Genomic DNA, 11,617 nt, shown 5'->3' on the forward strand with positions numbered 1-11,617 from the left:
CGGCGGCCGGACAGAACAACGCGAAGACAGTCCAGCAGGACGTCAGTCAGTGGCAGAGCCACGACCACCGGAACCTGAGTATCAGCATCAATGTCAGTGGCCCGCACTAAAGTCCCGCCATGACTCGTTCCTCCGGAAAGAACCTGTTCTCCACGCTGGGCCGTGTGGTGGTGCTGGTCGCCGATGCCGATGCGGCCCTGGCCTTCTACCAGGATGTCCTGGGCTTCACCGTCTTGCATGACCAGACCACCGGCGGCTACCGCTACCTGCACGTCGGCCTGCCCGGCCAGGAGCCGGTTGGCCTTTGGCTGATGACGGCCACCACGGACCAAGAACGCGAACTGATCGGGAAGCAGTGCGGCGGCCAGCCCCTGCTCGTCCTGTACACCGCAGACCTGGACCAGGTCGGCAAGCAGCTGCGCGACCACGGTGTGCGGGTCTGGGATGAGCGAGAAGACCCCGACAGCCGGTCCCTCCACTTCGCCGATCTGTACGGCAATGTCATCATCGCCGCGCAACTGACCGGGCCCTCGGCGTAGCCACGTATACCGCTCATCCACCGACTCGGCTGGTCCGACTGGCGACGCCGCCGTCAAACCCGATCCCGCACCAGCCACTACCGACGACAAGCCGCACCCCAGGCATGAGGATCACGATCTACAGCTGGGGTATCAGGGAGTTCAGGGTGCCGTTGCGACGCCGGTCGACGCCCACAGGGTGCCGTCTCCGAGGAGTGGCAACCGTGGAATCCGGGCCGGGGACGACTCGCCACGGTGCTCGGCCGGAAACGCAGATACACCGCCCGCCGGGATCAACTCCGGGCACGCCTCCCGGACATCGGGCCCGGCCATCTCCCGACCCATTCCCCCCACCGCAGCGGAAAGGAGTCCGGTCCCGCCGCTCGCGAGGCGGGCCGGACTCCGGCTCGGCCCGGTTCCGCTGTCTGCGGAAGCGCGTTCTCCCGGTGTCAGGTCAGGCGGCCACCTCAGCCGACTCCGGTGACGAAGTTCGGCGCCTACGCGAAGCCTGCCAGGTGCGCCAGAGAAAGACCGGCCAGGCGATCGCCGACGCCAGACCGCCCACGGCGAAGGCCGTCACCAGCAGGTAGGTGAAGCCGCCCTCCGCGGAGAAGACTCCGCCGGCGGCACCGGAGTCCAGCGCCGCGGTCGTCCCTCCGATCCGCAAGGAATCCGGTTCGTCGTAGAGAACGACGTCCGTGCGTGTGGAAGTGCCGTCCGCCGCCTTCCAGTTGCCGTAGAAGTCACAGGACCTGCGGCCGCAGTCCTCCCGCACCGCGGTGAATGTCCCGGTGACTCCGCTGCCGCTGTGCGCCTTCCAGACCGGCACGAGTTCAGGCACGGCCTTGAAAAGGCCGACGAAGGCTATGAAGGGCAGGCCGATCCAAAGGAATACCGACATGCGCCAGTGGCGCTTTGTGGGGGAATCGCTCATGATCGCGGAGCCTACGGCGTGGCCCCGGGTTTCGTGAAACTCCTTCAGCCGCGAATCCCAGCACAAGGCATATTTCGCCCTACGCATTCACGACGATGAGACCGGTCTCACTCAGAAACCCCGTCCTGGAGGGCGGATGGAGACGTCGGGCTGCGGCCCCGGCCTCACTTCTACCAAGTGGTCCGCGAGTTACAGCCGGTCCTCGTCCCCCCTCTTCAACGCTGAAGCGTGGGAAGGAGACCGCGCCCCGGCCTCCTCGGGTCTCTCCAAGTGCCCTCTCCGGCACCCGCCGCCACGTGAACGGTGCGGGCACGCCGCCATTCCGTCCACATGACCGAGTACCACTAGCATCCAGGTATGGGGCGAGCCGTGGACGAGCTGGGCGATGACGAGCGGATGAGCGCGGCCGGGCTGGCGGCGGCGCTGGAGCGGGCGTACCCGGATCGCCGGCCCGGCACCGCCGAAGCCGTCGCGGAGCTCGCCGACGAGCTGCGGGGTGCCGGGATCGAGGACCTGGTGTGGGTGGCCGGGGCTCTGGAGAAGGCCCGGGCGGCGGTGCTCACGTACGAGCAGGAGTGCCCTCCCTCGGCCGTGGACGGGCGGTTCAACCGGGTCGGCCTCGCCCGGGGCGCGCTGCTGATCCGCAGCACGGTCTACCGCGCGCACTGGAACGCCCTCAACGAGGAGCGGTACCCCGGGTACGAGATGTCGGACGCCGAGTACGTCGAGTACGCCGACCGGTTCGGGCTCGGCGGGGACGCCTGAGTTCTCCGTGTGCGCGAGAAGTCGGCCGGTCCGACTTCTCACGCGCGGCCGCCGTGGGCTCAGTCGACGATCAGCAGCCTGGCCCCCGAGGGAGCGCTCGACCGGTGCGCCTCCCGGTCGTCCGCCACCTGATAGCTGCCGCCCGCCCTGGTGGTCACCACCCGGCCGTCGTCCAGCGTCGTGACGAGCTCACCCTCCAGCACGAAGAGGACATGACCCTTGCGGCACCAGTGGTCGGCGACGTAGCCGGCCGTGTAGTCCACCCTGCGCACCCGGATCGCCCCGAACCGCTGAGTGCGCCACAGCGCCTCACCGACCTCCCCCGCATGCCGTTCCACCGGCACACCGTCCCAGTCGGTCGCACTGAAATCGAATCCCGTCATCTCCATCGCGCCATGCTAGTTGGCGCCGTGACAGGTGAGGGTCAATCGGTGGCGGTCTGACGGCGGACCAGCACGCGGGTGGTGCTGCCGTCGTCCTCCGTGATGTCCCGGACGTGCTCGAAACCGATGCGGCCCAGCAGCGTCAGCGAGGCCTCGTTCGACGCGGCCACGGTGGCGTACACCTCGGCCAGTCCGAGGGCGTCGAAGCCGTGGGCGATGACCGCCTCCGCCACCTCGGTCCCCAGGCCGGACCCCCACGCCGTCGGCGCCAGAGCGTAGATGATCTCGTGGCCCCCGACGACGTCGGTCCGCTTGATCTCGGCATGCCCGACCAGCAGGCCGTCGCGACGGACGGCCCACACGTCGAACAGGTCCTGGGCGTAGACCTTCGTGAAGATCCGCCCGAACAGGGCCCGGTCCTCCGCCTCGGAAGCGGGGCCGTCACCCATCCACCGCGACACCCGGGTGTCCTGGAACAGGGCGACGAAGCCCTCTTCATCCTCGGGGGTGTACGGCTCCAGGAGCAGGCGCTCGGTACGCAGAGTAGGGGTCATGATCGGCGACGCTACCAGGACTAATCGCGGTGCACCGGGCTTCAGCCCGGTGGTGAAGCGATTCCGAGCCATGCTCTGACGTCAGCGGTGGGCACCCTCCCGCGCTGTGGACGGCGCCCACCGCCGGCGTTCAGGCCGGATGGTTGTGCTGCTCGATGTACTGGCGGACCACCGACAGGGGTGCGCCGTCGACGGAGCCGGCGATGTACGGGCCGGACCGGAGGCGCTGTGCCCGCCGGTGGTGCTCGACCGGGGTGGGGAATCCTGGCGCGTGCGGCGGGAGCTGGCGCGCTTGAGGCTGTTGACCGGCTTGGACGGGGCGACCTGGGGCGGGAGGTTCACGAGCGGGTGGACGTGGTCGTTCCCGCCGTCGAACTCGACCGGCTCGACCTCGAAGCTGGCGCGGACGCTCCGCGTGATCACTTCGAGCCGGGTCAGGTGGCGGTCGGCGAACACCGTGTGCCGGTACTCGGTCACGAAAACCACGTGAGCGTGCAGGGCGAAGCACAGCGCGAATATTCTGACACTCAGTCACCAGTCAGAGCGTTAGAGTGACTTCGTGCAGCTCAGGTACTCCTTCCGCGTCTACCCGACGGCAGGTCAGCGTTCAGCGCTGGCGCGGGCGTTCGGGTGTGCGCGGACGGTGTACAACGACGCGCTGCGCGCCCGTGAGGACGCCCGCGCGGCCGGGCTGCCGTTCCCGAGGACGGGCGAGCTGTCGAAGGCGCTGATCACCGAGGCGAAGAAGACCCCGCAGCGGGCGTGGCTCGGCGAGGTATCGGCCGTCGTGCTGCAGCAGTCCCTGCGGGACCTGGACACCGCCTACCGGAACTTCTTCGACGGCCTGAAGGGCAAGCGCCCCCATGTGGGAGCCCCGCGCTTCAAGTCCCGCAAGGACAGCCGGCAGACGGTCCGGTTCACCGCGAACGCCCGGTGGAAGATCACGCCCGGCGGGAAGCTGTCCCTGCCGAAGATCGGCGACCTGAACGTGACGTGGTCGCGCACCCTGCCCTCGGCCCCGTCCACGGTGACGGTGGTCAAGGACGCGGCCGGCCGGTACTTCGCGAGCTTCGTCGTGGAGAGCGACCCCGCCGCGGACCTGGCCCGCATGCCCGACACCGACGGCGCGGTCGGTATCGACCTGGGGCTGACGCACTTCGCGATCCTCTCCGACGGCACGAAGATCGACAGCCCCCGCTTCCTGCGCCGCGCCGAGAAGAAGCTCAAGAAAGCGCAGCGCGCACTGTCCCGCAAGGCCAGGGGCTCGAAGAACCGGCCAAGGCCCGCACCAAGGTCGCCCGCGCACACGCCCGGGTCGCCGACGCGCGGCACGAGTTCCACCACCAGCTCTCCACCCGGCTGATCCGCGACAACCAAGCGATCGCCGTCGAAGACCTGGCCGTCAAGGCACTCGCCCGCACCCGCATGGCCAAGTCCGTCCACGACGCCGGATGGTCCCGGTTCACCGCCATGCTGGAGTACAAAGCCGCACGGTACGGGCGCACCCTCATCCGGATCGGCCGCTTCGAGCCCACCAGCCAGGTGTGCTCGAACTGCGGCGTCAAGGACGGCCCCAAGCCCCTGCACGTCCGCACATGGACCTGCCGGGCGTGCGGGACCGCCCTCGACCGGGACGTCAACGCGGCGCTCAACGTCGCCAAGGCCGCCGGACTGGCGGCATCAGCCTGTCGAGCGCAGGTCAGCCGGGCACCCGTGCCCGCACAGCGCAGCGAAGCAGGAACCCACCCGAAGCGACCCACACGGCTTGTGTGGGAGCAGGCGGGAATCCCCGGCCTCTAGACCGGGGAGGATGTCAACCACACGAACTCCGGGTCGGCAAACCACTTTCGTCTGCGCGAGGGCACCGCCCGTATCGTCGCCGTACCGCACCCCACCCGGCACCGGCGGCCGAGCCGTTCGCCTGCGGCCCGTCCCACACTCCGGCTCAATTGATCTTGTGACAGGATCACGGAATGCTACGACTCACTGACTTCATCATCGACTGCCCGGACGCGATGAAGCTGGCAGCCTTCTACTCCGAGGTGACGGGGCTCCCGGTCAAGGAGGACAGCAACGAGCACTGGGCCGGTATCCAGTTCGGCCAGATCGAACTGGCCTTCGTCCCGGTGGAGGACTACCGCGCCCCGCAGTGGCCCGACAGCGGGCACCCCAAGCAGTTCCACCTCGACTTCGAAGTCGACGACCTCGACGCCGAACAGAGCCGCGTCCTGGCCCTCGGCGCGACCCTGCAGCGGGACTGCAGCCACCCCGACGGCTACGGCTTCCGCGTCTACACCGACCCCATCGGCCACCCCTTCTGCCTCTGCCGCAACAAGGGTGTCGTCTGGACCGATCAGGGCCCCGTCTGGCCCCAGCGCGACCAGTAGGCCGCGTTTCGACGCAGGCCGTGCGTCGATGACGGTGATGCGGACGGTGGCCAGGTGACGGGCGGCGGGCCCGTCGAACCGGGCGGCTGCCGCCCGGTGGCGGTCGAGGCCGTTGATGCCGCACTCCTCGGCATGCCGGCCGCGGTAATCGATCGGGTCGACGGCGGGCGGCCGTCCGCCACGGCCGCCGCACCTGCGCCGGTGACCGGCCTGGGCAGCAGGCTCGGGAACGACCTCACTCCTTCCCGGTCAGGACATGCCGCCGCTCGGCTCACTTCCGGACAGACCCTGGTCGGCGACGTGACAGGTGAGGGTCACGTCGCACCACCCGGGGTTGCCGGGCGGGGAGTACTCCCAGTGGCCCCGGGTGAGGGCGGTCGGCCGGGCTCTGCGGAGCAGGGTCTCGCCGAAGGTCCGGAACGGGTCACTGTCGCAGCGGAGCGCGTTGCCCGCGATGCCGATCAGGCTGACCGCCAGCGCCTCGAAGGAATCACTGGTCGCGGCGCCCTCCACCTCCCGATCCGCCACGGCGTCGCGGAACCAGAACTCTGCGCTCCAGGTGCTCATGCCTCTCCCCGGTGCCGGGCCCGGCGGACCGCCGAGCGATGGAGGAAGGGTTCGCTCGCGGTGACGCCGGCCATCAGGGCGGCCGGGAACACCAGCAGCCAGACCAGCCCCCGGGTGGGCACCGAGGCGCCGGCCACCGGCAGGGTCGCGAGGGCGGTGAGAGCGCTGCTGGAGAGCAGGACGGCGGCGGTCGCGACGGTAACGTCCGAGCAACGGGTCGTCGTCACAACGCCTCCCGGGCGGGGGCGGTGAGCCAGCGGGCGTCGGTCTCCCACTCACAACCGCCGTTCCGGGGACGGAGGTGGGCGATCGGCCGGTTCGGGTCGAGCTCCATGACGACTCCGAGCCGCCCGTTGAGCGAGTCGAGGACGAGGTCCCCGACCGCCGGCCGGTACGGCTCCGCCGGCGCCTTCGGCACCCCGCCCGCCGGAACGGGCTGAAGCGTGAACCCGGGCGCGATCCTGAGCCCCGCCTCCGGCCGCCCGTTGCACACGGGGTCCGGGCACGCACAGGGCGGGAAGTCGCGGTACCCGTAGGACCAGCCCTCCCGGCGGGGTTCGGGAGTGATGGCCTGATGGCTCGTCATGGAGACCTCCAATGACTGCGCTACGCAGTCGATTTATCACTTGGTGTAGCCATGGTGGTCCCGGCGGCCCTATGATTTCCAGGTCTCAACCTTGACGGATCCGTCGAGTCACAAGGAGATGCGGCAATGACGTCGGAGCTCGATGACGCAACGTCATCCCCCGCGTTGCGTTTCGGCGGTGAACTTCGCAGGTCACGACGAGCAAGAGCTTGGAGCCAGGCCGAACTCGGCCGGAGGATGGGCTACTCCCACGGGCTGGTGTCGTACATCGAACGGGCGAAGAAGCCTGTCACCTTTAACTTCGCCGTCAAAGCCGATGAGGTGTTCGACACCGGCGGCACCTTCTACGAGCTGTGGCGGCGATACTCGAACGCCAGTCTGCTGGAGGGATTCCCGGAGTTCGCCGAGGCTGAGGCCAGGTGCCGCAAGCTCCGGACATTCGAACTCGGCGTAATTCCGGGGCTTCTACAGACTCCCGCCTACGCAACCGCGCTGGAAGCGGCGAGCGTCCGTCGAGGCAGCACCACCCAGGCCCAGGCCGACGAGCGGGTCGCGTTCCTGGCTCACCGGCAACGGCTCCTGGAGCAGGAGCATCCGCCCACCGTCCACGCCGTACTGGACGAGAGTTGCATCGTCCGGCCGATCGGCGGGGCGAGCGTCATGGCAGCTCAGCTGGAGCACCTTGAGGCTCTCGCGGCCCGCCCCAACATCACCATCCAGATGGCGCCGTTCTCCGTCGGCGAGATCAGACCGTTCCTGTTGCCAGTGGTCCTCCTCACCCTGCCGGATAGGTCGGTGGTGGGCTACGCCGAATCGCACTCGCGAGGACACCTTGAGCGCGGTCGGGCCACTGTTGCAGCCTGGGTCGAGGACTACGATCGACTCACGGTGGAGTCGCTGAACACGGCGGCGTCACTCGCCATGATCCGCGCTGTTCGAAGGGATTTGCAATGACAGCCTTTGACCTGACTGGCGCCCGGTGGGTGAAGAGCCGCCACAGCGGCAACGGGGGCAACTGTGTGGAGGTAGCGCCCACCGCTCTCCCCGGCTTCCTGCCCGTCCGTGACTCCAAGGACCCCGAAGGGCCCGCTCTCGTCTTCCCCGCCACCGCCTGGGCCTCGTTCGTCTCGGCCGTGCGGTCCGGCGAGTTCGGCGAGGTCTGATCCACCCACGTGTACGGCGCGGCCTGCGGTCCGCAGGGCGCGAAATCAGCTAGCTCGGAGAGGACTTACCGCATGACGTACGACCTGTCCGGCATCGCTTGGCGCAAGTCGTCCTACTCGACCAACGGCGGGGAGTGCGTCGAGGTAGCGCCCGACCTCCTGCCCGGCCTGCTGCCCGTTCGGGACTCCAAGGACCCCGAGGGCCCGGCCCTCGTCTTCCCCGTCACCGCCTGGGCGTCGTTCGTCTCGGCGATCCGGGCCGGGGAGTTCGGCGAGGTCTGATCCACCCACGTGTACGGCGCGGCCTGCGGTCCGCAGGGCGCGAAATCAGCTAGCTCGGAGAGGACTTACCGCATGACGTACGACCTGTCCGGCGTCGCCTGGTACAAGTCGTCCTACTCGAACAACGGCGGAGAATGCGTGGAAGTCTCCCCTAGCCTGCCGGGCCTCGCCCCCGTCCGGGACTCCAAGGACCCCGAGGGTCCCGCCCTCGTCTTCCCTGCCGCCGCATGGGCGTCGTTCGTCTCGGCCGTGCGGTCCGGCGAGTTCGGGAAGGTCTAGCCTTTCCGGCCGTTTCCCTCCCGGCGGGCCGGGAGGGAAACGGTTGTTCAACTACCCGAGTGCTCAGCTCTCCGGGGTGAACGACCCCAGGTAGGCGTTGGCCTTCTCCGGGTCGAAGAACCAGTGCTCGAAGTCGGCCGGGTTGTCGAAGGCGTTGGCGAAGCGGTGGGCGACGGGCGGGATCTGGCCGGCGGCGCCGATGAGGTTGAGGACGTGCTCGGGGGGCGGGGCGAGCATGGCGTTGGTCCACTTGGTGACGTGCTGGGCGGCGTCCCAGTAGCGGTCGAAGGTGGCCTGCATGAAGTCACGGTCGAAGGGCTTGTCGCCGTGCTCCAGGATGGCCGCCAGGTACACGGCGGCGCACTTGGCGGCGTTGTTGGAGCCCTGGCCGGTGATCGGGTCGTTGGCGACCACGACGTCGGCCACGCCCAGGACGGCGCCGCCGCCCGGCAGTTCGCCGATGGGGTTGCGGACCACGGGGGCGTAGCGGCCGGACAGCGTGCCTCCGGCGTCGGTGAGTTCGACGCCGCCTGCGGCCCGGTCGTACTCCCACGGGGTGTAGGTCTTCATCAGCTCCAGGGTGAGCCTCAGCTGCTCGCCCGGGTCCTTGACCTCGCCGAAGACGTCCAGCGGGCCGCCCGGGATGCCCTCCCAGAAGAGGATGTCGCAGGGGCCCGACAGGGTCAGGCTCGGCATGATGAACAGCTCGCCGACGCCGGGCACGAGGTTGCAGCGCACCGCGTGGTAGTCGGGGTGCTCGGGGCGCGGGCCGAAGCCGTGGATGTACGAGACGGCCAGCGCGCGCTGCGGGGTGTCGTACGGCGAGCGGGAGGCGTCCCGGCCGAACATCGAGACGAGCTCGCCCTTGCCGGCCGCGACCAGGACGAGGTCGTAGCTGCGGGAGAAGTAGTCGAGGTCGGAGACGGCGACGCCGTGCACCACGACCTGGCCGCCGCGCTGGGCGAAGGCCTCCAGCCAGCCGGCCATCTTGACCCGCTGGTCGACGGACTGGGCGATGCCGTCGAGCGGCCCCACCCAGTCGATGACCCGCGCCGCCTCGGGGCCGCTGACCGAGACGCCGAGGCCCTCGATGCGCGGGGCCTCGTCCTCCCAGAAGTTGAGGCCGAGATCGCGCTCGGTCTGCAGTGCGGTGTCGAACATGCACTGGGTGGACATCACTCTGCCGTCCCGGATCTCGTCCGGGGTGCGGTTGGTCATCACGGTGACCTCGTAGCCGTGGGCCTGGAGCCCCAGCGCGAGTTGGAGCCCCGCCTGCCCCGCCCCGACGATCAGGATCCTGCGCATCGCCGCCCGCCTTCCTTGGTGCTGTCGTGTCGTTCGATCGGACGTTTGCTCAGGTCAGCCCGGCCGGCACACTTTCCGAGGCCAGGGCGTGGACCACCAGAGCGGTCAACACCTGTACCACACCCGACCGCTGCCTGGCATCGGTGATCAGGACGGGAATGTGGTCGGGTACCGCGAGCGAGTCCCGGACGTCGTCGGTCGTGTAGTCCGGCGCGCCGTCGAAGTGGTTGACGGCGACCACGAAGGGCAGCCCGCTGCCCTCGAAGTAGTCCAGCGCGGGGAAGGAGTCCGCGAGCCGGCGGGTGTCGGCCAGCACGACGGCGCCGACGGCCCCGCGCACCAGGTCGTCCCACATGAACCAGAACCGGCCCTGCCCGGGCGTGCCGAACAGGTAGAGCACCAGCTCGGGGTCGAGCGTGATCCGGCCGAAGTCCATGGCCACCGTGGTGCTGGTCTTCTCCGGGACGGCGCTGATGTCGTCGACGCCCTCGCCGGCCTGGGTCATCACCGCCTCGGTGGTCAGCGGGGGTATCTCGGAGACCGAGCGGACGAAGGTGGTCTTGCCGACGCCGAACCCGCCCGCCACCACGATCTTGGTGGAGACGGCGTTGCCCGAGGTCAGCGGGATCCCCGCCGGTGCCGCCGCCGGGACTCCTGCGGCACCCGGCCCGGGGCCGTACGGAGGAGTGTCAGAGCTTGCGTAGTCCACCCAGCACCTTCTCCAGCAGATCCCGCTTCGCCATCGCCGGCACCGCGCCCACCCCGCCCGGGGTGACCCCGGCGAAGGACTCGGTGCCGTGCACCCGGATCTTCCCCTGGTCCGCGAGATCGCTGACCAGCACCTTCACCACGCCCAGCGGGATCCGCAGCACCGCCGAGATCTCCGCGATCGACCGCATCTGACCGCGGCACAGCTCCGCGATGGCGGCGAACTCGGGCATGCTGCGGTCCGCCGGGTCGGCCGGCCGGTTCAGCGCCGACACCAGGGTCTCCACCAGCAGCACGTGCCCGAAGCGGGTCCGTCCACGGGTGATGGTGTACGGCCGCACCCGCGCCGACCTGCTGCGCTCGCGCCGCACGGCACCGTTACCCGCGTCGCCCATGCCTCCCACCTCTCTCGGCTTCATCGGACGGCCATCGCCCGGTGGAGTTCGCTGCGCACCTGCGGCGTCAGCGCATGGCCGGCGCGCTCCACGAGCAGCGCCATCTGGTAGGCGAGCACGCCCAGGTCGCAGCGGAGCGAGGCGTACACCCCGAGGCAGGAGCCGTCACTGATGGCCATCGCCACCAGGTGGCCCTCGTCCATCGTGGCCATCAGCCGCTTCAGACCGCCCTGTTCGAGCGCCCGGGACAGCCCGGCGGCCAGGCCGACCAGCCCGCAGACGATCGCCGAGAGGTCGCCGCCGCGGGCGCCGTCCCGGGAGTCGGCCAGCAGCAGGCCGTCGGAGGAGACCACCACGGCGTCCTCGACGCCGGGCACCGAGACCAGCAGGTCGTCGAGGAGCCAGCGCACGCTGCGCGCCTCCGCGCTGATCGCCGTGTACGCCGTCCGCACGTCGTTCACGCTCATCGCTCCTGCCTCTCCTGCTGCTCCGCCGCACCGGTGGGCCTGCCCGTCGCCGCCTCGGCCTGTCTCAGGCCGCCCTGGAACCCGCCGAGCCGGCGGCGCAGTTCCTCGGCCGACACTCCGCGTCGGCCGCCCGTCCCGGTCGCTCCGGTCCCTGCTCCCGAACCTCCCGAACCGCCCGTACCGCCCGTACCGCCCGTACCGGCGGGTCCGGGGGCCGGTTCCCGCTCCACGGCGACCCGGCGCAGCCCGGAGGCGGGCGCCTCGCCGGTGCCGGGCAGTCCGTCGCCGCGCGGCACCCGGCGGGGCAGTCCGCGGGCGGTCAGC

General features: G+C 69.9%; 18 protein-coding genes and 2 pseudogenes. 8 read left to right on the forward strand and 12 right to left on the reverse strand.

All coding sequences use genetic code 11. The features are described 5' to 3' along the window. Positions 1-119 precede the first annotated feature (119 nt). A complete protein-coding gene (locus tag ACWEQL_RS37065; RefSeq protein ID WP_452155076.1) occupies positions 120-539 on the forward strand; it encodes a VOC family protein in 420 nt (139 codons plus the stop codon). Between the two features lie 433 nt (positions 540-972). Here ACWEQL_RS37065 and ACWEQL_RS37070 read toward each other — a convergent pair whose 3' ends face one another. Further along, positions 973-1,452: a hypothetical protein gene (locus tag ACWEQL_RS37070; protein WP_452155078.1), complete on the reverse strand. Its 480-nt coding sequence runs from the start codon at positions 1,450-1,452 to the stop codon at positions 973-975. A 357-nt stretch (positions 1,453-1,809) separates the two neighbouring features. On the opposite strand from ACWEQL_RS37070, the gene ACWEQL_RS37075 reads away from it, so the two are divergent. Next, positions 1,810-2,217 carry a hypothetical protein gene (locus tag ACWEQL_RS37075; protein WP_452155080.1) on the forward strand — a complete coding sequence of 136 codons (408 nt, stop codon included), beginning with the start codon at positions 1,810-1,812 and terminating at the stop codon, positions 2,215-2,217. Positions 2,218-2,276: 59 nt separating this feature from the next. Here ACWEQL_RS37075 and ACWEQL_RS37080 read toward each other — a convergent pair whose 3' ends face one another. The 3 genes from ACWEQL_RS37080 to tnpA form a co-directional block, all read right to left on the reverse strand. Next, positions 2,277-2,606, reverse strand: a complete 330-nt coding sequence (locus tag ACWEQL_RS37080; protein WP_452155082.1) for a DHCW motif cupin fold protein — start codon at positions 2,604-2,606, stop codon at positions 2,277-2,279. Positions 2,607-2,641: 35 nt separating this feature from the next. Then, a complete protein-coding gene (locus ACWEQL_RS37085) occupies positions 2,642-3,154 on the reverse strand; it encodes a GNAT family N-acetyltransferase (RefSeq protein WP_452155084.1) in 513 nt (170 codons plus the stop codon). Positions 3,155-3,235: 81 nt separating this feature from the next. Continuing rightward, positions 3,236-3,640, reverse strand: a complete 405-nt coding sequence (tnpA, locus tag ACWEQL_RS37090; RefSeq protein WP_452155086.1) for an IS200/IS605 family transposase — start codon at positions 3,638-3,640, stop codon at positions 3,236-3,238. A gap of 73 nt (positions 3,641-3,713) precedes the next feature. Here tnpA and ACWEQL_RS37095 point away from each other — a divergent pair. Both ACWEQL_RS37095 and ACWEQL_RS37100 read left to right on the forward strand, forming a co-directional pair. After that, positions 3,714-4,954: pseudogene (locus tag ACWEQL_RS37095) on the forward strand (RNA-guided endonuclease InsQ/TnpB family protein). Positions 4,955-5,127: 173 nt separating this feature from the next. Beyond that, positions 5,128-5,541, forward strand: coding sequence for a VOC family protein (locus ACWEQL_RS37100; protein WP_452155088.1), 414 nt, complete (start codon positions 5,128-5,130; stop codon positions 5,539-5,541). 249 nt (positions 5,542-5,790) lie between these two features. Here the strand turns inward: ACWEQL_RS37100 and ACWEQL_RS37105 are convergent, their stop codons facing one another. From ACWEQL_RS37105 to ACWEQL_RS37115, 3 genes are read right to left on the reverse strand one after another with little or no spacing between them, the layout of a single operon-like run. Further along, positions 5,791-6,108, reverse strand: coding sequence for a hypothetical protein (locus tag ACWEQL_RS37105; RefSeq protein ID WP_452155090.1), 318 nt, complete (start codon positions 6,106-6,108; stop codon positions 5,791-5,793). After that, entirely contained in the window at positions 6,105-6,335 is a 231-nt protein-coding gene (locus ACWEQL_RS37110) for a hypothetical protein (RefSeq protein ID WP_452155092.1), read from the reverse strand. The genes ACWEQL_RS37105 and ACWEQL_RS37110 overlap by 4 nt, the downstream gene beginning before the upstream one ends. Continuing rightward, complete coding sequence (locus ACWEQL_RS37115) at positions 6,332-6,694, reverse strand: hypothetical protein (RefSeq protein ID WP_452155094.1); 363 nt, start codon at positions 6,692-6,694, stop codon at positions 6,332-6,334. Before ACWEQL_RS37115 ends, ACWEQL_RS37110 begins: the two co-directional genes overlap by 4 nt. A 126-nt stretch (positions 6,695-6,820) precedes the next feature. Here ACWEQL_RS37115 and ACWEQL_RS37120 point away from each other — a divergent pair, with 126 nt between their 5' ends. The 4 genes from ACWEQL_RS37120 to ACWEQL_RS37135 all read left to right on the forward strand — a co-directional run bounded on the left by ACWEQL_RS37120 (position 6,821) and on the right by ACWEQL_RS37135 (position 8,418). Then, on the forward strand, positions 6,821-7,648 hold the full coding sequence (locus ACWEQL_RS37120) for a DUF5753 domain-containing protein (protein WP_452155096.1): 828 nt from the start codon (positions 6,821-6,823) through the stop codon (positions 7,646-7,648). Continuing rightward, positions 7,645-7,857, forward strand: a complete 213-nt coding sequence (locus ACWEQL_RS37125; protein WP_452155098.1) for a DUF397 domain-containing protein — start codon at positions 7,645-7,647, stop codon at positions 7,855-7,857. The genes ACWEQL_RS37120 and ACWEQL_RS37125 overlap by 4 nt, the downstream gene beginning before the upstream one ends. A 72-nt stretch (positions 7,858-7,929) precedes the next feature. Next, positions 7,930-8,139 carry a DUF397 domain-containing protein gene (locus ACWEQL_RS37130; RefSeq protein ID WP_452155100.1) on the forward strand — a complete coding sequence of 70 codons (210 nt, stop codon included), beginning with the start codon at positions 7,930-7,932 and terminating at the stop codon, positions 8,137-8,139. Positions 8,140-8,211: 72 nt separating this feature from the next. Continuing rightward, a complete protein-coding gene (locus ACWEQL_RS37135; protein WP_452155102.1) occupies positions 8,212-8,418 on the forward strand; it encodes a DUF397 domain-containing protein in 207 nt (68 codons plus the stop codon). Between the two features lie 63 nt (positions 8,419-8,481). Here the strand turns inward: ACWEQL_RS37135 and ACWEQL_RS37140 are convergent, their stop codons facing one another. The 5 genes and pseudogenes from ACWEQL_RS37140 to ACWEQL_RS37160 all read right to left on the reverse strand — a co-directional run. Beyond that, entirely contained in the window at positions 8,482-9,723 is a 1,242-nt protein-coding gene (locus ACWEQL_RS37140) for a styrene monooxygenase/indole monooxygenase family protein (RefSeq protein ID WP_452155103.1), read from the reverse strand. A gap of 49 nt (positions 9,724-9,772) precedes the next feature. Beyond that, positions 9,773-10,432 carry a GTP-binding protein gene (locus ACWEQL_RS37145; protein WP_452155105.1) on the reverse strand — a complete coding sequence of 220 codons (660 nt, stop codon included), beginning with the start codon at positions 10,430-10,432 and terminating at the stop codon, positions 9,773-9,775. Further along, positions 10,413-10,826: a DUF742 domain-containing protein gene (locus tag ACWEQL_RS37150; RefSeq protein ID WP_452155107.1), complete on the reverse strand. Its 414-nt coding sequence runs from the start codon at positions 10,824-10,826 to the stop codon at positions 10,413-10,415. Before ACWEQL_RS37150 ends, ACWEQL_RS37145 begins: the two co-directional genes overlap by 20 nt. Before the next feature lie 20 nt (positions 10,827-10,846). Beyond that, complete coding sequence (locus ACWEQL_RS37155) at positions 10,847-11,293, reverse strand: roadblock/LC7 domain-containing protein (RefSeq protein ID WP_452155109.1); 447 nt, start codon at positions 11,291-11,293, stop codon at positions 10,847-10,849. Continuing rightward, a pseudogene (locus tag ACWEQL_RS37160) lies at positions 11,290-11,617 on the reverse strand (hypothetical protein); the annotation flags it as partial. The pseudogene ACWEQL_RS37160 and the gene ACWEQL_RS37155, both read right to left, overlap by 4 nt.

The sequence above is a fragment of the Kitasatospora sp. NPDC004240 genome (assembly GCF_053603215.1).

Excerpts from the sequence above, each read along its gene's own strand:
- ACWEQL_RS37065 (WP_452155076.1), top strand. The coding sequence starts at position 120 with ATGACTCGTTCCTCCGGAAAGAACCTGTTCTCCACGCTGGGCCGTGTG.
- ACWEQL_RS37070 (WP_452155078.1), bottom strand. The coding sequence starts at position 1,452 with ATGAGCGATTCCCCCACAAAGCGCCACTGGCGCATGTCGGTATTCCTT.
- ACWEQL_RS37075 (WP_452155080.1), top strand. The coding sequence starts at position 1,810 with ATGGGGCGAGCCGTGGACGAGCTGGGCGATGACGAGCGGATGAGCGCG.
- ACWEQL_RS37080 (WP_452155082.1), bottom strand. The coding sequence starts at position 2,606 with ATGGAGATGACGGGATTCGATTTCAGTGCGACCGACTGGGACGGTGTG.
- ACWEQL_RS37085 (WP_452155084.1), bottom strand. The coding sequence starts at position 3,154 with ATGACCCCTACTCTGCGTACCGAGCGCCTGCTCCTGGAGCCGTACACC.
- ACWEQL_RS37100 (WP_452155088.1), top strand. The coding sequence starts at position 5,128 with ATGCTACGACTCACTGACTTCATCATCGACTGCCCGGACGCGATGAAG.
- ACWEQL_RS37105 (WP_452155090.1), bottom strand. The coding sequence starts at position 6,108 with ATGAGCACCTGGAGCGCAGAGTTCTGGTTCCGCGACGCCGTGGCGGAT.
- ACWEQL_RS37115 (WP_452155094.1), bottom strand. The coding sequence starts at position 6,694 with ATGACGAGCCATCAGGCCATCACTCCCGAACCCCGCCGGGAGGGCTGG.
- ACWEQL_RS37120 (WP_452155096.1), top strand. The coding sequence starts at position 6,821 with ATGACGTCGGAGCTCGATGACGCAACGTCATCCCCCGCGTTGCGTTTC.
- ACWEQL_RS37125 (WP_452155098.1), top strand. The coding sequence starts at position 7,645 with ATGACAGCCTTTGACCTGACTGGCGCCCGGTGGGTGAAGAGCCGCCAC.
- ACWEQL_RS37130 (WP_452155100.1), top strand. The coding sequence starts at position 7,930 with ATGACGTACGACCTGTCCGGCATCGCTTGGCGCAAGTCGTCCTACTCG.
- ACWEQL_RS37135 (WP_452155102.1), top strand. The coding sequence starts at position 8,212 with ATGACGTACGACCTGTCCGGCGTCGCCTGGTACAAGTCGTCCTACTCG.
- ACWEQL_RS37140 (WP_452155103.1), bottom strand. The coding sequence starts at position 9,723 with ATGCGCAGGATCCTGATCGTCGGGGCGGGGCAGGCGGGGCTCCAACTC.
- ACWEQL_RS37150 (WP_452155107.1), bottom strand. The coding sequence starts at position 10,826 with ATGGGCGACGCGGGTAACGGTGCCGTGCGGCGCGAGCGCAGCAGGTCG.
- ACWEQL_RS37155 (WP_452155109.1), bottom strand. The coding sequence starts at position 11,293 with ATGAGCGTGAACGACGTGCGGACGGCGTACACGGCGATCAGCGCGGAG.